This window comes from Nocardia sp. NPDC051321 (genome assembly GCF_044455225.1).
Lineage (GTDB): Bacteria > Actinomycetota > Actinomycetes > Mycobacteriales > Mycobacteriaceae > Nocardia.
This window is the reverse complement of sequence record NZ_JBITEM010000010.1, coordinates 67,141-90,528: the sequence shown is the minus strand read 5'-3', so window position 1 is coordinate 90,528 and position 23,388 is coordinate 67,141. Positions and strand designations below refer to the sequence as shown.

The following is a 23,388-nucleotide window of genomic DNA, read 5'->3' as shown; positions in this document are numbered from 1 at the left end:
ACGTGGAAGGGCATAGCCGGTCCGGCAGGCGGAACCGGATACGCCGAGTTCGGTGCGCGTTCGCGACCGCCAATGAGAACCTTTGTGCCCATTCATCACAGGAGGTGTCAGCACATGCCCGGATCCACCCGCCCGTCGAAGGCCGCACCGCAACCCCTTGCCCCCGGCGTACCTGCCGTCGAGGCGGCGCCGGTCGCCGAGCCGACCAAGCCCCGCGAGCCGTTGCCGCCGAAACCCGACCAGGCCGCTCCCCGGCCGAGCACCCCCACCGGCGCGCCGGTCGACGCGCCGGTCGAGGCGATGGGGCAGCAAGGCGCCTTCCTGACCACAGCGCAGGGTGCGCGACTGACCGACACCGATCATTCGTTGAAGGCGGGCCCACGCGGGCCAGTGCTGCTGCAAGATCACCATCTGCGCGAGAAGATCACCCACTTCGATCACGAGCGCATCCCCGAGCGGGTCGTGCACGCCAGGGGCGCGGCGGCGCACGGAGTGTTCACCGCCAACGGTGCCGCGGCGAAGATCTGTTGCGCCTCGCTATTCGAAAACGGCAAGGAGACACCCGTTTTCGTGCGCTTCTCCACGGTGCTCGGGTCCCGCGGTTCGGCCGACACGGTACGCGACACCCGCGGCTTCGCGACCAAGTTCTACACCGACGAGGGTGTTTTCGACCTGGTCGGCAACAACATCCCGGTGTTCTTCATCCAGGACGGCATCAAGTTCCCCGACATCATCCATGCGGCGAAACCGCATCCGGACCGCGAGATCCCGCAGGCACAGAGCGCCCACGACACGTTCTGGGATTTCGTCACGCTGCATACCGAGGCCACCGCGCACACCCTGTGGAACATGTCCGACCGTGGGATCCCGCGCTCGTATCGCATGATGGAGGGCTTCGGGGTCCACACCTTCCGCCTGATCAACGCCAAGGGCAAGGCCGTCCTGGTGAAGTTCCATTGGAAGCCGAAACTCGGGGTGCACTCCTTGCTGTGGGAAGAGGCCCAGATCACCGCGGGCGTCGATCCGGACATGCACCGCCGCGATCTCGCCGACGCCATCGAATCCGGCGCCTTTCCGCAATGGGATCTGGGCGTGCAGGTGTTTCCCGACAACGAGGAGCAGACCTTCGAGGGAATCGACCTGCTCGACCCCACCAAACTCGTGCCGGAAGAGCTGGCGCCGGTGCAGGTCATCGGCACGATGACGCTGAACGCCAACCCGTCCAACTACTTCGCGCAGACCGAACAGGTCGCATTTCACCCGGGCCATCTCGTGCGCGGTATCGACCACACCGACGACCCGCTGCTGCAAGGTCGCCTGTTCTCGTATCTCGACACCCAGATCTCGCGCCTCGGCGGCCCCAACTTCGCGCAGCTCCCGATCAACCGGCCGCACGTCGGCACCAATGACATGTTCCGCGACGGAATGCACCAGACCGCAGTGCATTCCGGCGTCGCGCCCTACCGCCCCAACAGTCTCGACGGGGGCTGCCCGTTCCTGGCAGGCAACAAGGACGCCGCGCTGATCGAATATCCAGAGGCGGTCGCGGGAAGGAAGGTTCGCGAAGCACCCGAGAGTTTCGACGACCACTTCAGCTCGGCGCGGATGTTCTACGCCAGCCTGACACCGGTCGAGCAAGCACACGTCGCCAAGGCCTACACCTTCGAATTGGGCAAATGCTACGAGAAGGCGATCAAGCAGCGAGCGGTGACCGTGCTGCGCCAGATCGATGAGCAGCTTGCCCAGACCGTGGCGGCGGGGCTCGGCCTGCCACTGCCGGGAAAGGCAGGCAAAAAGATCAAGGTGGCCGTCTCGCCCGCGCTCTCCCAGATCGGTGGCAGGTGGCCGAGCGACGGCCGGATCATCGGCATTTTCGCCGACTCCGGCACCGACCTCGCTGACCTGTCCGCCACGCTCGTCACCATCGCAGGCCAGTCGATGACGCCGTTGGTCATCGCCCCGCACGGTGGTGAACTCGAGCAGGGCAAACAGCAGGTAGTGGTGTCGCGAACCCTCGACACCGCCCGCTCCGTCGAATTCGACGCGCTCATGATCGCGAGCACCGTCGGCGACCCTCGGCTGGCCCTGCTCGTGCAGGAAGCGCACCGCCACCTCAAGGGCATCGCCTACACCCCGGCCGGTGCCGACGCCGTACGCGCCGCCGGGATCACGGACGGCTCGGCCGGCGTCGAAGCGGCCGACAGCGTCGCCACCGCCTTCGATGCCCTGTCCGCCCTTTTGCCGGAGCATCGAGTGTGGGCAAGGGCCGCCGAATACGGCGACTGATCCGGTGGATGCGGGCAAGGTCTCAGGAGTTCACCGCGTCGAACGCCCGCGCTGGGGTACGCCGACGCTATGACTACCTCCCACGTCACCGAGATCGGTACCTTGCCCGCACCACGTGGTGAGCTGTCCGCAGGGGTCATCGATGTGTTGTCCCGAGCTCCCGGCAGCGCCCCGCCGCCATTGCCCGACCTCGATCCCTACGGCGAGGACTTCCAGCTGGCTCTGCACACCTGCTATGAGCTGCATTACCACGGCTACGACGCGGTCGACGATGGCTGGGAGTGGGATCCGGGATTGCTCGCGTTGCGTGCGGCCATGGAGCAGCACTATCTGCGCGCGTTGCACGACGACGTCGCGGGCGGAACCGACCTGCACGCCGAGCTCGAGCAATTGCTCGCGGTCCCGGCCGAGGAAACCGGACTCAGTGTGTTCCTGCGTGACGAGGGCGAATTGTGGCAGCTGCGTGAGTATTTCGTGCATCGGTCGATTTACCATCACAAAGAAGCCGATCCGTACGCGTGGGTGATTCCCCGGTTGCGTGGTCAAGCCAAAGCATCGCTGGTCGCGGTGGAATTCGACGAGTTCGGCGGCGGGCGCGGCGAGCGCGTGCATGCCCAGCTCTACGCCGACCTGCTGGCCGGTGCCGGGCTGCATCCCGGCTACCTGCACTATCTCGATATCGTGCCCGCGCCGATGCTCGCGCTGGTCGACATGATGTCGTTGTTCGGCCTGCATCGCGCCCTGCGGGGCGCGCTGGTCGGGCACTTCGCCACCGTCGAGATCACCTCCCCGCCCGGCGCCGCCCGGATGGCCCAGGCACTGGGCCGCTGGGACGCCGACCCGGCCTGCGCGCTGTTCTATCACGAACATGTCGAAGCCGACGCGGTGCACGAGCAGGTGATGCGCGCCGTGATCGACGATCTGCTGGCTCGCGAACCCGACCTGCGGGCATCCGTCGTCTTCGGAATTCAGGTGACCAACCTGCTCGAGGACCGTTTCGCTGATCATGTGCTCGGCCGATGGCACGCGGACAGCACCTCACTGCTGACATCTCTCGGCGACCGTGATTAGACCTCGAACATCAGGGCATTTCCGCCAAGTGATGTTGATCCGCACCCCAAACGTTTACCGACCCCAGTCGGACACCTGGCTGCTCGCGGAGGCGCTGGCCGAAGCGGCGCTCCCCCGCGGCGGCCGGGCAGTGGATATCTGTTCCGGCACCGGCGCACTTGCGGTGCACGCAGGGCTGTCCGGGGCGAGCTCGGTCACCGCGGTCGATATCTCGCGCGCGGCCGCCACCGCCACCTGGCTCAACTGCCGCCTGCACGGCATCAAAGCCGAAATACTCTGCGGTGACTTCGAAAAGGCCCTGTCCCACCGCCGATTCGACGTATTGCTCGCCAACCCGCCCTATGTGCCCGCGCACCACCGAGAGCCGGTGCGGGGACGCACCCGGGCCTGGCATGCCGGCCATGACGGCAGGTCGATTCTCGACCGGCTCTGCGCCCTGACGCCCACGCTGCTCGCCGCGAACGGCACCGCGCTGATCGTGCACTCCACCGTCTCCGACCCGGACCTGACCATTTCCCAACTGCGCGACGGCGGCCTGAAAGCCGCCGCGGTCGCCCGCGCGACCATCCCCTTCGGACCGGTGATGCGCCGGTGCGCGAACCACCTGCTCGCGTCGGGGCTGATCCAGACCGGGCAGGAGTACGAGGAATTGGTGGTGATCCGTGCCGACAAGACCCGAAAATGACCGGCGGCGAATAACATTCACCGACGACGGGCCCGCGCTCATCGAAGGCCCGGTCGAAGTGATTCGCGCGGACGGCACCCGAATGAACTGCGACCGATTCCAGGTCGCCTTGTGCCTGTGCAAACGCTCGAAAAACTACCCACTCTGCGATACCAGCCACCGTCGACGCAGGCGCGGCACCGAATGATCCGCTGCCGTTTCAGCTTCGAGGCAGAGCTTCTGGGTATTGACACCGCATGACTGTCGGGTTGAAGCGAGCGGTGACCACTCCCCTGCTGTATTTCTTCATTCTCGGGGACATTCTCGGAGCCGGGGTGTACGTACTGGTCGGATCGATCGCCCGCGAATCGGGTGGCGCGGTCTGGCTGCCGTTACTCGTCGCCCTCGGGCTGGCCACGCTCACCGCCGGTTCTTATGCCGAGCTGGCCACCAAATATCCGCGGGCGGGCGGCTCGGCGCACTACGTCACCACCGCGTTCGGTCCCGCGGCGGGCTCCTTCATCGGTTTCTGCATGCTCGCCGCGGGGATCGTCTCGGTAGGCGCGCTGACCAGGGCCTTTGCCGGGGATTATCTGCAGGAGCTGGTCTCGTTGCCGACCCTTGTGGTCATCGTTGTCTTCCTGGTGTTGCTCGCCGCGCTCAACATCCGCGGCATCAAGGAGTCCCTCGGCGCCAACGTGGCGGCCACACTGGTGGAACTCAGTGGCTTGGTCCTGATCATCGGCCTCGGCGCGTGGGTGATACTGCGCGGCGACGCCGACCTGGATCGGCTCACCCAGGTGGGCACCGCGGAGCACGGCGCGGTCGGGGCGGTGCTGGCCGGCACGGTATTGGCGTTCTACTCGTTCGTCGGCTTCGAGACCTCGGTGAACCTGGCCGAGGAGGTCAAAAATCCACGGCGGTCCTATCCGATCGCACTGTTCGGCGCGCTGCTCACCGCCGGAACGGCGTATGTGCTGATCGGTGTGGTCGCCAGTGCCTGCGTACCCACCGAGCAATTGACCGGGTCCAGCGGGCCGCTATTGGAGGTCGTCCGGGTCGCCGGCGCAGTACCGGAATGGCTGTTCAGCGTGATCGCGTTGGTCGCCGTGGCCAACGGTGCGCTGCTCACCGGCATCATGTCCTCGCGGTTGGCCTACGGCATGGCCAACGACGGCCTGCTGCCGCCGGTCCTCAGCCGAATCCTGCCCCGCAGGCAAACACCATGGGTGGCGATCCTCACGACCTCCACCCTGTCGCTGATCCTGGCGCTGACCGGACAAGTCGACTCGCTGGCCGCCACCTTGGTGCTGTTGCTCCTATTCGTCTTCACCGCCGTCAACGCGGCCGTGCTCGTGCTGCGCCGCGAAGCGGGCGAACCCGGCCACTTCCGGATCCCGACCGTCGTGCCCTGGCTCGGCTTGGCTTCCTGTCTCTTCCTGTTCACCCGGATCGAAGGCGAAGTCTGGCTGCGCGGACTCATTTTGGTCGCCTTGGGCGGCGTGCTCGCGGTCGTGAACGCAGCGCGTGCGCGGCGGGAGAGCCCGGTCGAAGTCGGTTGAGTCAGGCCTCCGGCGGCGGTATCGACCCGAACCCCTTACGCCGCAGCGGCATCGGCGAATCGTGACTATTCGTAGGCGGGGTAAGCCCCCTCGCTCAGCAGCCGTGCGAGATGAGCGGCGTTGCGCGCCATGGCTTTTGTCGCCGAGGTGATCCGATCCGGCACCGGGTCGAGGTCTCGATAGTCGGTGCCGCCCATGGCTTCCCCGTTCCAGTAAGTGCATCCTTGGGCGGGAACGGAGAATCCGATGTCGTTGAGGGCCTGGAAGAGGTCGCCGACGATCTTGTGCGCTCCGTCCTCGTTACCGACCACCGCGGCGATGCCGACCTTGCCGACCATGGAAGGCCTTCCCGCGTCATCGGTTTCGGACAATTCAGCGTCCAGCCGTTCGAGCACCCGCTGGGCGACCGAAGACATGTGCCCCACCCACGTCGGCGTCGAGACCAGCAGAATGTCCGCGGCGAGAATGCGTGCCCTGATCGCGGGCCACTGGTCGCCGGAACCTTCGTCGGCGCGGACCCCGGGGTGCACGTCGTAGTCCACCACGCGCAGGATCTCACCCTTGATATCGCTCTCGGCCAGCGCGTCCAGCGCGTGCCGGGCAATGAGTTCGCTACTGGATTCCGCAGGCGACTTCTGCAACGTGCACACCAACGCGAGGGCGGTCGGATTTGTCATGGTATTCGGTCTCCTGACTTGGGCGATCGGGGAAATACGCTGCTCAGAGAATTGGGCGACCACCGGTGACGGCAATTCGCGCGCCCGAGATGTAGCTGCCGTCATCCGAGGCCAGCAGTACGTAGGCCGGGGCGAGCTCGGCGGGCTGGCCCGCGCGCCCGAGGGGCGTGTCGTCGCCGAACTGGCTCACCTTCTCCGCCGGCATCGTCGACGGAATCAGCGGCGTCCAGATCGGTCCGGGTGCGACGCTGTTGACTCGGATGCCCTTATCCCCCAACAGTTGAGCGAGACTCGCCGAGAAGTTGGCGATGGCCGCCTTGGTGGCCGCGTACGGCGCCAAGGTCGGCGAGGGCATGTCCGAATTCACCGACGAGCTGCCGATGATCGATGCGCCGGACGCCATGTGTGGCAAGGCCGCCTTCACCAGATAGAAGTAGGCGCCGACGTTGACCTTGAACGTGTAGTCGAATTCTTCGTCCGAGATCTCCTCGAGCGTCTCGTGCGTCATTTGGTAGGCGGCGTTGCTGACCAGTACATCGATGCGGCCGAATTCCGCGACGGCCCGAGCCACCACCTCCCGGCAGTGGCCGGGATCGGAGATATCGCCGGGGACCAGCACCGCTTTACGACCGGCTTGCTGCACGAGCTCGGCGACCTCCTTGGCATCCCCGTCCTCATTGAGATAGGAAATCAATACGTCGGCGCCTTCACGCGCGAACGCGATGGCGACCGCACGGCCGATACCGCTGTCGGCCCCGGTGATCACCGTTGCCTTACCGGTCAATTTCCCACTACCCCGGTAACTGGTCTCGCCGCAATCCGGCGGGGGCGACATCCGCGACTGCACGCCCGGAACTTTCTGTTGCTGTTCGGGAAAACCCATGGTCGATCTCCTCCTGACGGCAGACAACTTCTACTCCCGCATCGCCTACCCGGTGATCGCCACTCCAACCAGGCCAGGGTTTGTACTTCCCATTGTTGGCTATCCGTCCCCATGTCGAGTCGGTACAACAAACCGCTGGCTCCCGCCGAGCCGCCACGGGCATAGCGCGAACACATCCGCACAGCAAACGGTTGGACAGTTTGGCGATCCCGGCAGGTGGGATGGCGCACCTGGATCAACCTCGCGGCAAACGAGCCACACGATCGTTCGGAAAGGGGTGCGAAGCCATGCGGATCCTCGAAGACAAGCGGCCCACTATCGACACCGGTGCTCCGTGTAAGTCCGATGTCGTGCTCGCTGAATCGTTGCCGGGATGACCTCCGTCGCCGGCGCGCGACCGCACGCGCGCACTACGACACTGCGGGTCGCGTCGGTCCCCGCGTCGCACGTATACGTCCGGCATCTGTCGCCCGTCGACGGCGGCGACGGCGTGGTGCGGCTCCCCGACCCGCGACCGGCCGACGGCCGCACCGTTCCGGGCGGCTGGTGGCCACCGGTCATGCTCGATCCACAGTGGATCCGCCGCAATCACCGCGGCTTCGATGTGTTCCACGTGCACTTCGGCTTCGACTCGGTCGAGACCGAGGTGCTCGCCGACATCGTCGGCGAATTGCGCGATCACGGCAAGCCGCTGATCTACACCGCGCACGACCTCCGCAACCCGCACCAGCCCGATCCGCGCGGCCATCGCGAACAGCTGGACGTGCTCATTCCGGCCGCCGACGAGATCATCACGCTCACCCCTACCGCGGCGGCGCAAATCGAGCGGCAATGGGGGCGGCGACCGGACGTGCTGCGCCATCCGCACGTCGTGCGGCAGGAACTCATCGAGCTGCCCCGGCCCGCTCAGCCCTTCGTGCTCGGCGTGCACGCGAAAAGCCTTCGCGCCAATATGGATCCGCTGCCGATCCTGGACGTGCTCGCCGACACCATCGCCACGCTGCCCGGCGCGGTGCTGCGCGTCGACCTGCACGACGAACTCTTCGAGCCGGGCAACCACTGGTACGACCCGGCCGCGGGCGCGGCCCTCGTCGATGTCGGCCGCCGCACCGGAGTCGAGGTACGGATCCACGAATACTTCACCGATGACCAACTGTGGCAGTATCTTTCGTCGCTGAGCGCCTCTTTGCTGCCGTACCGTTTCGGCACCCATTCGGGGTGGCTGGAAGCCTGCTACGACCTCGGCACCGCGGTCATCGCGCCGAGCTGCGGCTGCTATGCCGAGCAACGGCCTTGTGCGGTCTTCGATTTCGACGAGGCACAGTTCGACGCCCGTTCGCTGGAGCGCGCGGTGCGCGCGGTGTACGAGGGCAGCGCCGACCGTGCCGACTGGCCCGCACGCCGGGCCGAGCGTACCGAGTTGGCCGCCGCGCACCGCGCGATCTATGAACAGGCACTGGCCCGATGACGGCGGCCAGCGGTCTATCCGTCGCCCTGCTCGCCTCCAACCGGCATCCGATCAAGCAACCCTTCGCCGGAGGGCTCGAAGCGCACGTGTGGCACCTGGCCCGGGCCTTGCAGGCGCGCGGTCACCGGGTGACCCTGTTCGCCGCCGACGGCAGCGATGGCGCGGCCGCGGATTCGGCGTTGCGCGTGCGCGCGTTCAGCCCGAGTGCCGCCGCGGCCGCCGATTCATCGATGCCGCCGAGACAGTTTCTCGCCGACCATCACGCCTATCTGACGGTGATGACCGACCTCAGCGCGATCGGGCCGACGTCGTTCGATGTCATCCACAATCACAGCCTGCACTATCTGCCGGTCGCGATGGCCCCGACGCTGGGCGTCCCGATGCTGACCACCTTGCATACGCCGCCGACACCCTGGCTGGAATCGGCACTCGATGTCAGCAAAGGGCTCGGCTCGGCTTTCGTCGCCGTCAGCAAGCACACCGCGCAAGCGTGGCGCGAGGTCGTGCGGTCCGTCGGCGTCGTGCCCAACGGGATCGACCTGCGCGCGTGGCCGATGGGTCGCGGCGGCGCCGACCTGGTGTGGTTCGGCAGGCTGACCCCGGAGAAGGGTGCCCACCTCGCGATCGCCGCGGCGCGCCGGGCCGGGCGGCGGCTGCACCTGGCCGGCCCGATCAGCGATGTTCGATATTTCCGCGACACCATCGAGCCCGGCCTCGATGAAAACACTTGCTATCACGGCCATCTCGACCAGGCCTCGCTCGCCCGTCTGGTCGGATCGTGCGCGGCCGCGCTCGTCACCCCGCTGTGGGATGAGCCGTACGGCCTGGTCGTCGCCGAGGCGCTCGCCTGCGGCACCCCGGTCGTCGCGTTCGAGCGCGGCGGCATTCCGGAGATAGTGGATTCGGACTGCGGCAGGCTCGTCGCGCCCGGCGACGTCGACGCCATGGCCGCGGGCGCGGCACAGGCCGCGACGCTCGCGCGCGCCGACGCACGCGACCGAGCCGAAGCATCGTGCGGCATCACCGCCATGGTCGACACCTACCTGCAGCACTACTACCAACTCATCGCCACCCCGGCGTACGGCGACACCCGTGAGGGGGCAGCATGATCGGCTACTACATCCATCACCACGGCGCCGGCCATCACATCCGGGCTCGCACCATCTGCGCCGAACTCGGGGCGCCCGTCACCGCCCTCACGTCCCTGCCGATCGACGACTCGACCTTCGCTCGGACCGTCGTGCTACCAGCGGACGACGCGGCAGCCGACGTGCTGGACCCCACCGCCGCCGACCGCCTGCACTGGGTTCCCAAAGGTGATGCGGGACTGCGTGATCGGATGACCACCATCTCGGACTGGATCGCCGCCGAACGGCCCGCCGCCATCGTGGTCGACGTGTCTGTCGAAGTCGCGCTGCTGGCCAGGTTGCACGGCGTGCCCGTGATCACCATGGCCCTGCCCGGCACCCGCACCGACGCCGCGCACAACCTGGTGCACGACATCGCCGATGCGCTGCTGGCCGCTTGGCCACGAGCGCTCTACGACCCGCCCTGGCTGCAGGCCTACGCGGACAAAACCCATTACCTCGGCGGCGTCAGCCGGTTCGCGGCGCGGCAACCGACCGCGCGGCGCGCGCACCCGGCGCGGCCGACCGTGCTGGTCCTCGCCGGTGCGGGCGGGAGCCGCTTCACCGCCGCCGACGTTCGCGAATGCGCCGTCCGCCATCCGCGATATCGCTGGCGCACAGCAGGCTTGGGTGACTGGATAGACGATCTCTGGCCGCGCCTTTGCGCCGCCGACGTGGTCATCGCGCACGCGGGGCAGGGTGCGGTCGCCGATATCGCGGCCGCCGCCAAACCTACGGTGCTCATTCCGGCGGACCGGCCGTTCGGTGAACAGCACGCCACCGCAACAGCTCTCGCCGACGCGGGCCTCGCGGTCACGGCCGACGCGTGGCCCGCGGTGCACGAGTGGCCCGCGCTGATCGAATCCGCGCTGCACCTGGACGCGCGACGTTGGCGCGAGTGGCGCACGCACGGTGCCGCGGCCCGAGCGGCCGCCGTCATCGAACAGGTGGCCTATGCCGGTTCCCGACCCGTACCGGTCGCGTGAAAACCGCGGTCATCACCCTCGCGTCGGGCCGAATCAACCACCTGCGCAACCAATTTTGCGGCCTCGCCCGGACTACCACGACGCCGGATCAGCACGTCGTGGTCGCCATGGGTGATCCCGAAGTCCTCGACCTCACCCGGCGGCACGCCGCGCACGGCGTCTGGATGGACGCGCGTCCAGCGCGACTGCCGCTGGCGCAAGCCCGCAACCTGGGTGCCGGGACCGCGATCGGTGGCGGCGCCGAACTCCTCGTCTTCCTCGACATCGACTGCATCCCCGACCCCTGCCTGATCGACCGCTACCAGGCCGCCGCGACCGCCGAATCGCTACTGCTGTGCGGGCCGGTGACCTATCTGCCGCCCGCTCCGCCCGGCGGCTACGACCTTTCGACGCTGCGTCGTCAGCGGGCCCCGCACCCGGCGCGGCCGGATCCGCCGCCGGAAACGCACACCGACAGCACCGATTTCGACCTCTTCTGGTCGCTGTCGTTCGCCGTCACCGCCGACACCTGGCGCCGCATCGGCGGCTTCTGCACCCGATATCACGGCTACGGCGGCGAGGACACCGACTTCGCCTACAAGGCCGCCGCCGTTGGCGCACGCCTGCGCTGGGTCGGCGGCGCGGACGCCTATCACCAGCACCACCCCGTCTCCGACCCGCCGATCGAGCACCTCGCCGACATCCTCACCAACGCAACAACATTCCATCGCCGCTGGGGTCGCTGGCCGATGCGCGGCTGGCTCGACGATTTCGCCGCGGCCGGGCACATCAGCTACGACCACACGGCTCAGCGGTGGGACCTGGTCCGCGCCCCGCGATAGCTGGTTATCTTCGCGCGGCAGTCGGGAAGACCTCGTAAACCGCTGCCGCAGAGCCACCTACAGTCGCCGCGATGGCGGGGTCTAGCGGCGCCGAGGCCGCAGTGGTCGGCGCCGCCGAGGGCCCGACGCCGCGTTCGAGCCGCCGCGCGCGGGCCGCGCTGGTCTTGAAGATCGGTTGCTTCGACGCCGGATCCCACTGCGTCGGAGTGAGTTCGTTGGCCGCCCGATGGTGGCCGGTGCCATCGGCGTCCCAATAGCCGTAGTGGAACGGGACGAACAGTACGCCCCGGCGGATTCCGCTCAGCCGCGCCTTGGCGTGCAAGCTGCCGCGCCGCGACGACACCTCGACGAGGTCGCCTTCGCCAATGCCGAGTTCGTCCGCGTCGTGACGGGATATCTCCACCCACACTTCAGGAGCGGCGGCCTCGAGCTGCGGCGCGCGGGCGGTCTTGGTGCGGGTGTGGAAATGATAGAGAGTGCGCCCGGTGATCAACGCCAGCGGGAACTCGGCGCCCGGATGTTCCTGGGCCGGATGGTATTCGGCCGCCTTGATGATCGCTTTCGCGTCCGGATTCAGTGCACGGTATTCCTCGGCGTCCAGTGGTGTGCCCGTGACAACGTCTTTGCCGTAGGTCTCGCAGTAGTCCGGCGCACTCCAGAACCTCCCGTCCGCGTACAGACGCTCGGTTCCTTCGGGATGCGCTGTCGTGCAGGGCCATTGAATACCCGATCCGCCGCGCAGCAGGTCGTAGGTCAGCCCGGTGTAGTCACACGGCCGCCCCGCCGAACATTTCTTCCATGCTTCGAACGCCGACTCCGGATCGTGCCAGGCCGGCAACGGGTCGCCATCCTTGTCCCGGAATTCCATTCGGCGTGCGTAGTCCAGCAGGATGTCGAGGTCGGATCTGGCCTCCCCCGGCGGTTCGATGGCCTTGTCGGACAGGTGAACTGTGCGATCGGCGTTGGTGAACGTCCCGGTCTTCTCGCCCCAGGCCGCCGCGGGCAAGACCACATCCGCCAGCTCCGCCGTTTCGGTCAGGAAGATGTCCTGCACCACCAGGAACAGGCTCTCCTTGGCGAGAATCGCACGTACCCTGGCTAATTCGGGCAGCGACACCGCCGGATTGGTCGCGCTGACCCACAGCATCCCGAGGCTGCCGTCCTCGGCTTTGCCGAAGATCTTCATCGCGTGGGTCGGTGGTTCGTCGTGGGCCAGGTGCGCACGATCGACGTTCCACAGCTCGGCCAGCTCGGCGACGTGAGCATCGTTGGCCCAGTTGCGAAAACCGGCGAGATCGCCGTCTGCGCCGCACTCGCGGGTGTTCTGCGCGGTCGGCTGGCCGTTCATCTGCAGCAGCCCGCATCCAGGCCTGCCGAGCATCCCACGCACCAGATGAATGTTGTTGACCTGCACCGAGGCCGCCGTCGCCTGATGAGACTGATAGAACCCTTGCAGCACCGTGGACAGCAGACGCTGTGCGGTACCGAGTATCTGGGCCGCCTCGCGCAGCGCCGCCGCTTCGACGCCACAGATCCGCGCCACCGCCTCCGGCGGGTAATCCGCCACGCACGAGCGCAATTCAGCGAACCCGACCGTATGCGCGGCGATGTAGTCGTCATCGATCCAGTGGTTGGCGAGGAGCTCGTGCAGCAGCCCGTTCATCAGCGCCACGTTCGTGCCCGGCAAGGGCGCGAGATGCACCGTCGCGTGGGCGGCGACCGGCGTCGGCCGCGGATCCACACAGATCAGGCGCGGCGGGTTCGGTCCGGCGAGCCGGTCCAGGATTCGCGACCAGAGCACGGTTTGGGTTTCGGCGACGTTGTGGCCGTACAACGCGATCACGTCGGCGTGGTCCACGTCGGAGTAGGAGCCAGGCTGGCCGTCACTGCCGAAGGACTCCTTCAGCGCTTCGGCCGCGGTCGCCGTGCACAGTCGAGTATTGCCGTCTATGTGATTGGTGCCGATACCGCCGCGCGCGATCACGCCCAACGTGTAGTACTCCTCGAGGAACAACTGTCCGGAGGTATAGAAGCCGATCGCCTCGGCCCCGCGTTCGGCCAGTAGTGCAGTGCTCCGCCGCACGATCTCGTCCATCGCGGTGTCCCAATCGGTTTCCACCAGTTCGCCATCCCGGCGGATCAGCGGACGGGTGAGGCGATCGGGTGCGGCGTTCGCCTGCCAGCCGAACAGATCCTTCGGGCCCAATCGACCGCGATTCACCCGATCGGCCACCCGGCCACGAACCCCCACGATCGCGCCGTCCTTGACCGCGATATCCAAGCCGTCACCGTTGGAATGCAGTACCGATGCCGACTGGACCCACCGCACCGAATCGGGGTCCACACCGTCAGCGAGATACATGTCCAGACGGGCAGGCCAACTGTCACCCGCACCGTACGGCGTGCGCTTACCCCAAGGCTCCGCAATCCGATCCCGTCTCTCCATACCGGCCGCATACCCGACCCGCGATCTAGCAATCGTTTACGTCAGACCAGATCGGATGTGCCCAACCCGCACTCCACCGTTTCGGCTGACGACATCGACGGGTGAGGCAGTGGCGCTCCGTCGGATTACGTGACAGGCATGACGGATAACGTAGCGGCGCCCAAGGGTGCCGCTGACAATCCACCGGTCCCGGTTGGCCAGCACGGCGACTCCAGCTGATCGAGGGAAAATCACGCGGCCCGCGATTCCGCTGACCGCGGACGGTAGGAACGAAACCGGGCCGGCCCCGAAGGACCGGCCCGGTATTTGTCGCGATACTCAGGCGAGGTCGAACCGATCGCTGTTGACCACCTTGACCCAGGCGGCAACGAAGTCGTTCACGAACCTCGCGCCCGCGTCCTGCTGCGCGTAGACCTCGGCGATGGCACGCAATTGCGAATGAGCCCCGAAGATAAGGTCATTGGCGGTGGCGGTCCAGGTGGCCTTACCGGACCGATCGAAACCCTGGTAGACGTTCTCCGCCGACTCGGACGCCTTCCACTCGGTGTTCTGGTCGAGCAGGTTGACGAAGAAGTCATTGGTCAACGTGCCGGGCCGGTCGGTGAAGACGCCGTGCTCGGTGCCGCCATGATTGGCGCCGAGGGCACGCAGGCCGCCGATCAGTACCGTCAACTCCGGAGCCGTCACATCGAGCAGGTACGCCCGCTCGAGCAGCAGGCGCTCCAGCGGCGCCTTCTCGCCGGCCCGCACATAGTTGCGGAACCCGTCGGCCCGCGGCTCGAGTACCGCGAACGACTCCACATCGGTGTTCTCCTGCGAGGCGTCGGTGCGTCCGGGCGCGAACGGCACCGTGACATCGTGCCCGGCGTCCTTGGCCGCCTTCTCGACCGCCGCGGATCCCGCGAGGATGATCAAGTCCGCCAACGACACCTTCTTGCCGCCGCCTGCCGAGCTGTTGAAGTCCTGCTGGATCTGCTCCAGGACCGGCAGCACCTTGGCGAGTTCGGCGGGTTCGTTGACCTCCCAGCTCTTTTGGGGCTCGAGCCGGATCCGGGCACCGTTGGCCCCGCCACGCTTGTCGGTGCTGCGGAAGCTCGACGCGGCCGACCACGCGGTCTTGACCAGCTGCGAGATCGACAAGCCGGACTCGAGCACCTTGCTCTTGAGGGCCGCGGTGTCCTGTTCGTCGATCAGTTCATGATCGACGGCGGGAACCGGGTCCTGCCACAGCTGCGGTTCGGGAACCCACGGACCGAGATAGCGGCTGACCGGACCCATGTCGCGGTGCAGCAACTTGTACCAGGCCTTGGCGAACGCCACGGACAGTTCTTCGGGATGATCCAGCCAGCGGCGGGTGATCTCGCGGTAGATCGGGTCCTCGCGCAGCGCGAGGTCCGAGGTCAGCATGGTGGGTACCCGGCCGGGGCCGCCGAACGGATCCGGGATGGTGCCCGCGCCCGCGCCGTCCTTCGGCTGCCACTGCCACGCACCGGCGGGGCTCTTGGTCAGCTCCCACTCGTAGCCGTACAGGTTCTGCAGGAAGCCGTTGCTCCACTGCGTCGGGGTGGCGGTCCAGACGACCTCGAGACCGCTGGTGATGGCGTCCTTGCCCTTGCCCGTGCCGTGGCCGCTCTTCCAGCCGAGACCCTGCTGCTCGATGGGCGCGGCCTCGGGCTCGGCGCCGACCAGATCGGCGTCACCCGCGCCGTGGGTCTTGCCGAAGCTGTGGCCGCCGACGATCAGCGCGGCCGTCTCCTCGTCGTTCATCGCCATGCGGCCGAACGTCTCTCGGATGTCCCGCGCGGACGCGACCGGATCCGGCCTGCCGTTCGGTCCTTCCGGATTCACATAGATCAAGCCCATCTGGACGGCGCCGAGCGAGCCGGACAGTTCGCGGTCACCGCTGTAGCGTTCGTCGCCGAGCCAGGTGTCCTCTGGACCCCAGAAGACCTCTTCCGGCTCCCAGATGTCGGGGCGGCCGAAGCCGAAGCCGAAGGTCTGGAACCCCATGGAGTCGAGGGCTACGTTGCCGGCGAACACCAGTAGGTCGGCCCAGGAGATCTTGTTGCCGTACTTCTGCTTGACCGGCCACAGCAGGCGGCGCGCCTTGTCCAGGTTGGCGTTGTCCGGCCAGCTGTTGAGCGGTGCGAAGCGCTGCGCGCCCTGACCGCCGCCGCCGCGTCCGTCGGCGATCCGGTAGGTGCCCGCCGCGTGCCAGCTCATCCGGATGAACAGGCCGCCGTAGTTTCCGTAGTCGGCGGGCCACCAGTCCTGCGAATTGGTCAGGACCGCCGCCACGTCGGCCTTCAGCGCGTCGACGTCGAGCTTGCGGAACTCCGCGGCGTAGTCGAAGTCGGCGCCGAGCGGGTTCGACTTGGACGAATGAGCATGCAGGACCGAGACATCGATCTGCTCGGGCCACCAGTCTTTGTTGGTGCGGGGGCGATGGTCGGTCTGCGGTGTCGGAGACGGGATCGCCGGATTCTCACTCTCGCTTGCGCTTCGAGTGTCGGTGTCGGGAGTGGGTGGGCGGCTGTCGGATGGCACGGCATTCCTTCCTACATGGGTGGTGCGGGCTGTGGTCAGGGAGTGGTGGGGGCGGCAGGTGCTGCCGCGCAGGCGGGGCAAAAACCCCAGTAGATGACCTCGGCCTCGTCGATCGTGAAGCCGCTGTCGTCGGACGCGGACAAGCACGGGGCTTCGCCGACCGCGCAATCCACGTCGGCGATCACGCCACACGCGCGGCATACGACATGGTGGTGATTGTCGCCGACCCGCGTCTCGTAGCGGGATACCGAGCCGGACGGCTGGATGCAGCGGAGCAGGCCGGCGGCGGTGAGGGTGTGCAACGAGTCGTACACCGCCTGATGCGACACCGCCGACAGGCGGGCTCGCACGGCGTGGATGATCGAATCCGTGTCAGCGTGCGGGTTTTCGTGCACGGCGCTGAGCACCGCGACACGCGGCGCGGTGACGCGCAGTGAAACCCCCCGGAGCATCTGCTGGAATTCCGTGGCCGTGGGCACGCACGAAAGTCTTGTCCGTGTTCTGGAATGAGTCAAGCATGTGCCACACGTTCGATGATCGGCGTTGCCCAACGAATAACTATGGGTGTGCGGGGTAGGGCTATCGCATGGAAATACTCGTGATCATCGCCCTGGTGGTACTCGTGGTGGCGGTCTTGGTGTCCCGCAAACGGTGGGGCAAACGGCGCGGCACGTCGCTATCCACCGGCAACCCTTCGGCCAACGAAGGCAACGACAAGATCTGATCGACTCTGACGTGCACGCCTGGCCCATGAGGACGATCACACGACTTTCCCATGGCCCCCGGGTTGCCACCGAGCGCGGTGGGTAGCGCGTAACTGCGGCTGATCGGGATTCATCGATCCGGTGAGCACCGCGTCCGAAGCCGACGCGGGCAGGTCACCTGTCCACGAAGGCCAACAAGCGAGGAGCATCATGGTTTCCCACGACGTCATCGCCCAGCTACGCCAAGACATCACCACCGCCGCCGACTCCGGAGACGAGCCGACGGCCGATCGCCTGCGCGATGAACTGAGCGCGGCGATGGACGCGATCGACAACACCGATCCTGGCCCCGGAAACGACCCCGGCGCGGCACCTGATCTCGCGGGTACCGGTGCCGCACCGCAACCACCCGACGGGGTTCGCCGCGCGGCCGGCGACCTCGGTCCCGGTAGCTATGACGGGAGTGATGATTTGGCCGCGAACATCCCCGGGTCTATCCCCGAGGACGTACAGGAACCGCCGGACTGAGTTACCCGGCCCATCGGTACGGAGCCGCCCGGCGGGTGGCTCCGTACGCGGCTTGGCGGGTCACTCAGTTTCGGCCGAGTGCGCGGGCCAATTCGGCCTTCGTCATTTTCGAACGGCCGTCGATGTTCTTCTTTTTCGCTTCGTTGTAGAGCTGGTCCCGAGTCGGGCCCTTCGGCTTGTTCGTGCCCGACCGCTGGCCACCGCGTTGCTGCGGCGATTTGTCTTGCACCGATGAGCGGCTGGCGGTCTTGGTCTGCCCGGCCTGGGCTCGGTTCTTGTTCACCGTGCGCGCGGCGATCTCCTTCGCCCGCTTGGTGGACGCGCCCTGATCCTTCTCCGAATCCTTGATGTGCTCGTACTGCCGATCCTGTTTCGCTGTCCATTCTTTCGGCATGTCGATCACCTCCTTGACCACGAATACCCTGGCGAACTCATCACAATCTTCCCCGTCGCGGTTCCCGAAACGCCTGGATATCCGTGCCGGCACCTGGTTTCGCCGCCCTCGACCCGGGTACCCGTCGTCGGAATCGGACGCACCGGCGTGACAGCGGACGTCAGCGCGGTTCGGCCCAGCCATCAGAGGTAGCCATCGACTATCGGAAGAAGGTCTGCGATGCGGCGAGATGCCGGCCCAAAGGTTCGGTTGCGCACCTCGGCGACTTTGGCAGTCACCTTGTCGGTGCCCGGCTATCGTGAATTCGCGTTCGGCGCGGAGGCCGTTCATGTCCCGGCGTTCGATGGTGCGCACCTCATCGAGCCGGGCCACCACCAACTGGAGATGCCACTCGGCATCGGAGTACTCACCGTGCGAGCCGGTGGACGCCAGTGGCTGGCGGCGTTGCATGGTGGAACCGTGCGAGTGCGAGACGACGAGGTCCGGCTAATGGCCGACGCCTTGGAGTTCGCCGATCGCATCGACGTGACCAGGGCCCGCGCAGCGCAGTCCGACGCGGCGCAGCGGCTGACGACCGACCGCGAAAATGCCGACGCCCGAGCCGCATTGCAACGCGCCAACCTTCGACTAGCGGTCGCCGCCCGCGTCCACTCCTGAGCGGACCGAGATCGGAAGTCGTTCATAGTCGCGAATCCGTCTGCGGCGCAGGCACGTTCATCGCCTTGCGCGGTGCTCGAACAACATTGGAACTGCTTCGGCCGGGTCGTAATCAGCACACGCTGCGCACCGCGTCGATGAACATCTGGTGGAGCTCGGCCGAGGTCGACGCGCGCCCCATTCGCTCGGCCGGAGACCCCTGTTGCTCCTGCAGCAGGCGGCGCATCAGCTCCTCGCCCTCGTCGCCGGCGAGGTGCGCGTACCGTTGCGGGTCGTCGCCGATCCGGATGGCTTGGTCGATCACCCACGCGCGCAACGCAATCGCGGGTTCGCGGACCTGCAGCGTCGCCAACGCGTGGGCGCCTGCGTAGATGACACCGAGCAAGTCGAAGGGGTTGCCTCGATCCGCGAAGACCGCCCACGCGCGTTCGATGGCGAGCAGGGCCGTCCTGGCCAGGGCCGGGTCCGGGTCGGCGCGCAGCAGATTGCGCGCCAGCACCACGTCGGCGGTTCCCTGAACCCAGGTGAACCCGCATTTCGCGGCGTATTCCCGCGCCGCGCCGAGCATCGCCTCACCGTCGGCCTGTTTGCGCTCCAGCAGCAGTGTGCTGCCTTCGCAGAGCATCGCACTCGCCTTCATCCAGGGATCGACAGACCTATCGGCGCTCTCGGCCTTGAACCAATCAATGGTGGCTCGCGCGAGCCGCGCATCCCGGAGCACCAAGGCGCCGCCGACTCGCCTCAGCAGCGCGACGAGCAGCACCCGGCCCGCTTCATCACCGGCCGGATCGTCGCCCAACTCGACGATGGCCATATCGGCGAAGCGAACAGCCTCGGCTGAGTACCCGCGTTCGAAACAGATGGACGACAGTGCGATCAGTCCCCGAGCCCGTGCCACGACGGCCGAACTCGGGCATGCTGTCAGCGCGGTCTCGAGCAAGTGCTTTCCGCCAGGCAACGCATCGACACCCATCTCGACCCATTCGACCGAGGAAGCGGTCCACATTGCCGCGATCGGGTCGTGCTCGATGTCGTATTCGATGCCTGCGCGGATATTGGGCAGCTCGGCGCTCAAGCCCGGGAACGCCGCGCCGACCCGCAGAAACGGCCCCTCCGCGACGAACCCGGCGATCAGGCGGCGCACCCAGGCGGCGTGTGCGGCCTCGGTGGCGGCCGGGTCCTGGTCGATGTCGTGGCAGTAACGCCGGACGGTCTCCAGCATGCGATATCGGGTCGGCCGAGTTGTCACGTCGGCACCGATCACCGAGCAGTCGACCAGTGCGGCAAGCACCGCGAGGACGGCACGATCGCGGTGCTCCGGTGGCTGCACCGCCATCGCGGCCTGCCAGGTGAACCCGCCCTCGAATGGCCACAGCCGCAACAGGAATGCCCGATCCGCGGGCGCGAGCCGGTCGACGCTCCAGCTGATCGCGGCGGTCAAACTCGCGTGCGGCGAGATCGATCCGAGCGGAGTGGCGCCGAGGACGTCGAGACGGTCGCGTAAATGCGTGCGGATGTCGCGCGGCCCGAACGCTCGTGCGCGCGAGGCCGCGAGTTCGATCGCCAACGGGAGACCATCGAGCAAGCCGCAGATTTCGCGGATCGCGTCGAGCTCGACCGGCGCGAGGTCGCACCGTGCGCGATTGGACCGCACCCGATCGAGGAACAGTTCGACCGCCGCGCCATCGCCGCCGTGCTCGTCGACTATCGGTAGGGGGTCGAGGGACATGATGTGTTCGCCGTCGACGCCGAGCACGCGCCGGCTGGTGGTCAGGATGCGTAGCCCGGGACAGCCGTTCAACAAGGGCAGGACCAGCTGCGCCGCGGCGTCGACGACGTGCTCGCAGTTGTCGAAAATCATTAGGCCCGTGCGGTTTTCCAGCACCCTGCGCAGCTGCGCCGTTGGTGCGTCATCGAGGTGGACCACCCCGACGGCCTCCGCCGTTGCAGCGACGACCGCCTCGGCGGTGCGTACGTCGGCCAATCGCACGAACCACACCTCGCGATCGGAGTTCGCGGCGTGCTCCACCGCGAGCCGGGTCTTGCCGACGCCCGCCGGGCCCAGCAGGGTCACCATCCGGCTTTCCGCCACCGACTCGGCGAGCCGTTGCAGCTCACGCGATCGGCCGATCAACGTCGACAGCGGCTTGGTGACCGCCGGGGGTACGGACTCGGACCGCGCTGGTGGTGGTTTCGGCGATCCGACGGCCAGCAGGCGCGGTTCATGAGCCAGCATGTGCTGTTCCAGCGAGCGCAGCACCGGCCCCGGCTCGATGCCTAGTTCGTTGATGAGCAATTCCCGCACGCGACGCAGCTCGGCCAGCGCTTGACTTTGTCGCCCACTGCGATAAAGGCCCAGCGCCAGCAACTCCCACCGCCGCTCCCGATAGGGCGCCTCGGTGACCGCCTCGCTCAACGACGCGACCGCGCCTGCGATATCACCGCAAGCCAACCGCGCCGCCTGCAGCTCCTCGACGGCGACCTCACGAAGTTCGGCAAGCTTGGCCCTTGCACCCGCCAGTGCCACCGAATCGCCGAGTTCGAACCACGGATCGCCGCGCCACAATGTCAGTGCCGACTCCAAGGTCGGTACCGCCGAGGCCGCGTCGTCCTCGGCCAGCTGGCGCAAACCCGTCTCCACCGCGGCGACGAATTGACCGCGGTCGGTCCAGTCCGGCGGGATCACCAGCGCGTAACCGGCGGTCGTGCGTTCCAGGTATCGCCGCCCGATCGGACCGAGCGCGAGGCGAAGCCGGGAGATGACGACACTCAACGCTTTGGCCATGTGCTGGGGCTGGTCGTCTCCCCACACCAGTTCGGCCAGTCGGCTGTCGCTGACCGGTGCGCCGTCACCGAATGACAGGGCCGCCAGCATACGACGACCCGTGGGACCGCCCAGATCCACGACGGTACCGTCGATCCCGACTACCACCGGGCCGAGGATCCGGCAGGACAGCACATCGTCAGGATATCGGTGCCGCGACATCGGGATGCGGATACCGCTGAGGGATCCACGGATCGGGATGCCCGGCGATCTACTGACACCACTGCAACGTCGTTGAACTACGTGCGTCCAGCGCGCCCTAGGTCATGTCGGTCTACAGCAATATCGGCGACCGCATCGCTCGAGCGGAAGCTTCTTCGATCCCGCCGCCGTCGACCCCGGATTCGGTGTCAGCGGCAGCAGCCTTCCGCGACACCGCCCAGGTCCGCGTGCACCGAGGAGTAGTCGAATCGGCTCAACGGTAGCGCGGCCTCTGGGTCGATCGTCGAGATATGTTGCAGGACAACCCCTTCGCGTAACGACCAGGGGCTAACCTCGAGCATATCGATACCGAAGTCGGCCATGGTGGCTTCGGCGACCATGGCGCCGGCGAGGACTTGACGGGCCCGCGTCCGGGACACACCGCGCAGATCGGCGCGACGTTGAGCAGACATGCGCGCCAGCCGGCGCACGGTCGCCTGGACCTCGGTGTGGTGCAGGCCGCGGCGGACGAACGGTCCGTCCCGCTGCGGAGCCGCCCCCGATAGCCGGGCCAGCTGTTTGAAAGTCTTCGAACTGCCGATCACCCGGTGCGGTTCGCCCTCCCACAACAAGCGGTCACGAACCTCCTTGAGGCATTCGCGAATATGCCTGCGCAGCGCCTTGAATTCGCTGTGCGAGGGCGGGTCACCAGTCAGGAAGGTGCGGGTCAATCGGCCTGCGCCCAGCGGCAGGGACAGGGCGAGGTTCGGTTCGGCGTCACGCCCCAAGGCCAGTTCCATCGAGCCACCACCGATGTCGAGCAGCAGTACCGTCCCGGCGCGCCAGCCGTACCACCGGCGTACGGCAAGATAGGTGAGCCGCGCTTCCTGCACTCCGGTCAAGAATTCCGGGCGAATCCCGGCGGCCTTCTCGATGGCATCCAGCACCGATTCCCGATTCGGCGCGTCCCGAATCGCGGCCGTGACGAAGGCGTAGAAGCTGTCGATTTCATAACGCCTGGCCGCGTCCAAGACACGTACGATGGCACCGGCCACCCGCTCGGTGCCAGCTTCGCTGATCATGCCCGAGACGTCGATGTCCTCGCCGAGCAGTACCGGCTCCTTCAGCGCTCGGATCGGCAGCGGGGGCGCGCCCGGCGAGGCGTCCACCACCTGGAATTGCGCCGAATTCGAACCGACATCCATTACGCCGAGTCGCATGTCCATCACCTCCAGATCAGACCGGGGCGGACCCGGACTGGAAGCGAGATAGCCACGCTGCCGAAACGCAAACCGGCATCGTCGCGGGTGACCGTCGGTGGGCGATCAGCTGTCGGCGGGCTCGGCAGTGATCGACCCCGACCTGTCGGGTACCGGCGCGGGCTCTTCCACAGTCCGTCAGCCTGGGGTAAAGCGCGGCGAACACCACATGCACCGGCGTCGACGTCGATACCATCGAACGACAGTCACTGCAGCGGAACAGCCGCCGTTCAGGGGGCGATCATGGCCGAACTCCACCAGCACGTGCCCGCTTCGGTCGCCGCGCCGCGAAAGGTCTCGACGCTGGGGGACGCCGCATCCAGTCGTTTCGCGCCTGTCTGGA

20 protein-coding genes are annotated in these 23,388 nt (G+C 67.1%); 12 read left to right on the top strand and 8 right to left on the bottom strand.

Annotated elements, in window-relative coordinates:
* Positions 1-114: 114 nt before the first annotated feature.
* From ACIA8C_RS24185 to ACIA8C_RS24165, 5 genes are all read left to right on the top strand, one after another.
* Positions 115-2,286 carry a catalase gene (locus ACIA8C_RS24185; protein ID WP_397138330.1) on the top strand — a complete coding sequence of 724 codons (2,172 nt, stop codon included), beginning with the start codon at positions 115-117 and terminating at the stop codon, positions 2,284-2,286.
* Between the two features lie 69 nt (positions 2,287-2,355).
* Entirely contained in the window at positions 2,356-3,357 is a 1,002-nt protein-coding gene (locus tag ACIA8C_RS24180) for an iron-containing redox enzyme family protein (RefSeq protein ID WP_397138328.1), read from the top strand.
* Between the two features lie 31 nt (positions 3,358-3,388).
* Positions 3,389-4,042 carry a HemK2/MTQ2 family protein methyltransferase gene (locus ACIA8C_RS24175; RefSeq protein WP_397138326.1) on the top strand — a complete coding sequence of 218 codons (654 nt, stop codon included), beginning with the start codon at positions 3,389-3,391 and terminating at the stop codon, positions 4,040-4,042.
* A complete protein-coding gene (locus ACIA8C_RS24170) occupies positions 4,020-4,229 on the top strand; it encodes a CDGSH iron-sulfur domain-containing protein (protein WP_397138324.1) in 210 nt (69 codons plus the stop codon). Before ACIA8C_RS24175 ends, ACIA8C_RS24170 begins: the two co-directional genes overlap by 23 nt.
* Positions 4,230-4,278: 49 nt before the next feature.
* On the top strand, positions 4,279-5,583 hold the full coding sequence (locus tag ACIA8C_RS24165; protein WP_397138322.1) for an APC family permease: 1,305 nt from the start codon (positions 4,279-4,281) through the stop codon (positions 5,581-5,583).
* Between the two features lie 65 nt (positions 5,584-5,648).
* Here ACIA8C_RS24165 and ACIA8C_RS24160 read toward each other — a convergent pair whose 3' ends face one another.
* Positions 5,649-6,260 carry a flavodoxin family protein gene (locus tag ACIA8C_RS24160; protein ID WP_397138320.1) on the bottom strand — a complete coding sequence of 204 codons (612 nt, stop codon included), beginning with the start codon at positions 6,258-6,260 and terminating at the stop codon, positions 5,649-5,651.
* 43 nt (positions 6,261-6,303) lie between these two features.
* Positions 6,304-7,143 carry a glucose 1-dehydrogenase gene (locus ACIA8C_RS24155; protein WP_397138318.1) on the bottom strand — a complete coding sequence of 280 codons (840 nt, stop codon included), beginning with the start codon at positions 7,141-7,143 and terminating at the stop codon, positions 6,304-6,306.
* A 373-nt stretch (positions 7,144-7,516) separates the two neighbouring features.
* Here ACIA8C_RS24155 and ACIA8C_RS24150 point away from each other — a divergent pair, with 373 nt between their 5' ends.
* From ACIA8C_RS24150 to ACIA8C_RS24135, 4 genes are read left to right on the top strand one after another with little or no spacing between them, the layout of a single operon-like run.
* Positions 7,517-8,611: a glycosyltransferase family 1 protein gene (locus ACIA8C_RS24150; RefSeq protein WP_397138316.1), complete on the top strand. Its 1,095-nt coding sequence runs from the start codon at positions 7,517-7,519 to the stop codon at positions 8,609-8,611.
* Positions 8,608-9,720: a glycosyltransferase gene (locus ACIA8C_RS24145; protein WP_397138314.1), complete on the top strand. Its 1,113-nt coding sequence runs from the start codon at positions 8,608-8,610 to the stop codon at positions 9,718-9,720. Before ACIA8C_RS24150 ends, ACIA8C_RS24145 begins: the two co-directional genes overlap by 4 nt.
* The gene (locus tag ACIA8C_RS24140; RefSeq protein WP_397138312.1) at positions 9,717-10,724 is read left to right on the top strand and encodes a glycosyltransferase; all 1,008 of its coding nucleotides are present in this window, start codon (positions 9,717-9,719) and stop codon (positions 10,722-10,724) included. The genes ACIA8C_RS24145 and ACIA8C_RS24140 overlap by 4 nt, the downstream gene beginning before the upstream one ends.
* On the top strand, positions 10,721-11,545 hold the full coding sequence (locus tag ACIA8C_RS24135; protein WP_397138310.1) for a glycosyltransferase family 2 protein: 825 nt from the start codon (positions 10,721-10,723) through the stop codon (positions 11,543-11,545). The genes ACIA8C_RS24140 and ACIA8C_RS24135 overlap by 4 nt, the downstream gene beginning before the upstream one ends.
* 4 nt (positions 11,546-11,549) lie before the next feature.
* Here ACIA8C_RS24135 and ACIA8C_RS24130 read toward each other — a convergent pair whose 3' ends face one another.
* The 3 genes from ACIA8C_RS24130 to ACIA8C_RS24120 all read right to left on the bottom strand — a co-directional run bounded on the left by ACIA8C_RS24130 (position 11,550) and on the right by ACIA8C_RS24120 (position 16,990).
* Complete coding sequence (locus tag ACIA8C_RS24130; RefSeq protein WP_397138308.1) at positions 11,550-13,991, bottom strand: molybdopterin oxidoreductase family protein; 2,442 nt, start codon at positions 13,989-13,991, stop codon at positions 11,550-11,552.
* Positions 13,992-14,309: 318 nt separating this feature from the next.
* The gene (gene katG / locus ACIA8C_RS24125) at positions 14,310-16,538 is read right to left on the bottom strand and encodes a catalase/peroxidase HPI (RefSeq protein ID WP_397138306.1); all 2,229 of its coding nucleotides are present in this window, start codon (positions 16,536-16,538) and stop codon (positions 14,310-14,312) included.
* A gap of 35 nt (positions 16,539-16,573) precedes the next feature.
* Positions 16,574-16,990: a Fur family transcriptional regulator gene (locus ACIA8C_RS24120; RefSeq protein ID WP_397138908.1), complete on the bottom strand. Its 417-nt coding sequence runs from the start codon at positions 16,988-16,990 to the stop codon at positions 16,574-16,576.
* A 134-nt stretch (positions 16,991-17,124) separates the two neighbouring features.
* On the opposite strand from ACIA8C_RS24120, the gene ACIA8C_RS24115 reads away from it, so the two are divergent.
* Both ACIA8C_RS24115 and ACIA8C_RS24110 read left to right on the top strand, forming a co-directional pair.
* Positions 17,125-17,262, top strand: coding sequence for a hypothetical protein (locus ACIA8C_RS24115; protein ID WP_397138304.1), 138 nt, complete (start codon positions 17,125-17,127; stop codon positions 17,260-17,262).
* 190 nt (positions 17,263-17,452) lie between these two features.
* Positions 17,453-17,770 carry a hypothetical protein gene (locus ACIA8C_RS24110; RefSeq protein WP_397138302.1) on the top strand — a complete coding sequence of 106 codons (318 nt, stop codon included), beginning with the start codon at positions 17,453-17,455 and terminating at the stop codon, positions 17,768-17,770.
* A gap of 64 nt (positions 17,771-17,834) precedes the next feature.
* Here ACIA8C_RS24110 and ACIA8C_RS24105 read toward each other — a convergent pair whose 3' ends face one another.
* Positions 17,835-18,164 (bottom strand): plasmid stabilization protein, encoded by a 330-nt coding sequence (locus tag ACIA8C_RS24105; RefSeq protein WP_397138300.1) that lies wholly within the window; start codon positions 18,162-18,164, stop codon positions 17,835-17,837.
* A gap of 219 nt (positions 18,165-18,383) precedes the next feature.
* Here ACIA8C_RS24105 and ACIA8C_RS24100 point away from each other — a divergent pair, with 219 nt between their 5' ends.
* Entirely contained in the window at positions 18,384-18,821 is a 438-nt protein-coding gene (locus ACIA8C_RS24100; protein WP_397138298.1) for a hypothetical protein, read from the top strand.
* 112 nt (positions 18,822-18,933) lie between these two features.
* Here ACIA8C_RS24100 and ACIA8C_RS24095 read toward each other — a convergent pair whose 3' ends face one another.
* On the bottom strand, positions 18,934-21,807 hold the full coding sequence (locus ACIA8C_RS24095; protein ID WP_397138296.1) for a BTAD domain-containing putative transcriptional regulator: 2,874 nt from the start codon (positions 21,805-21,807) through the stop codon (positions 18,934-18,936).
* 188 nt (positions 21,808-21,995) lie between these two features.
* Positions 21,996-23,006: a Ppx/GppA phosphatase family protein gene (locus ACIA8C_RS24090; RefSeq protein WP_397138294.1), complete on the bottom strand. Its 1,011-nt coding sequence runs from the start codon at positions 23,004-23,006 to the stop codon at positions 21,996-21,998.
* Positions 23,007-23,388 lie beyond the last annotated feature (382 nt).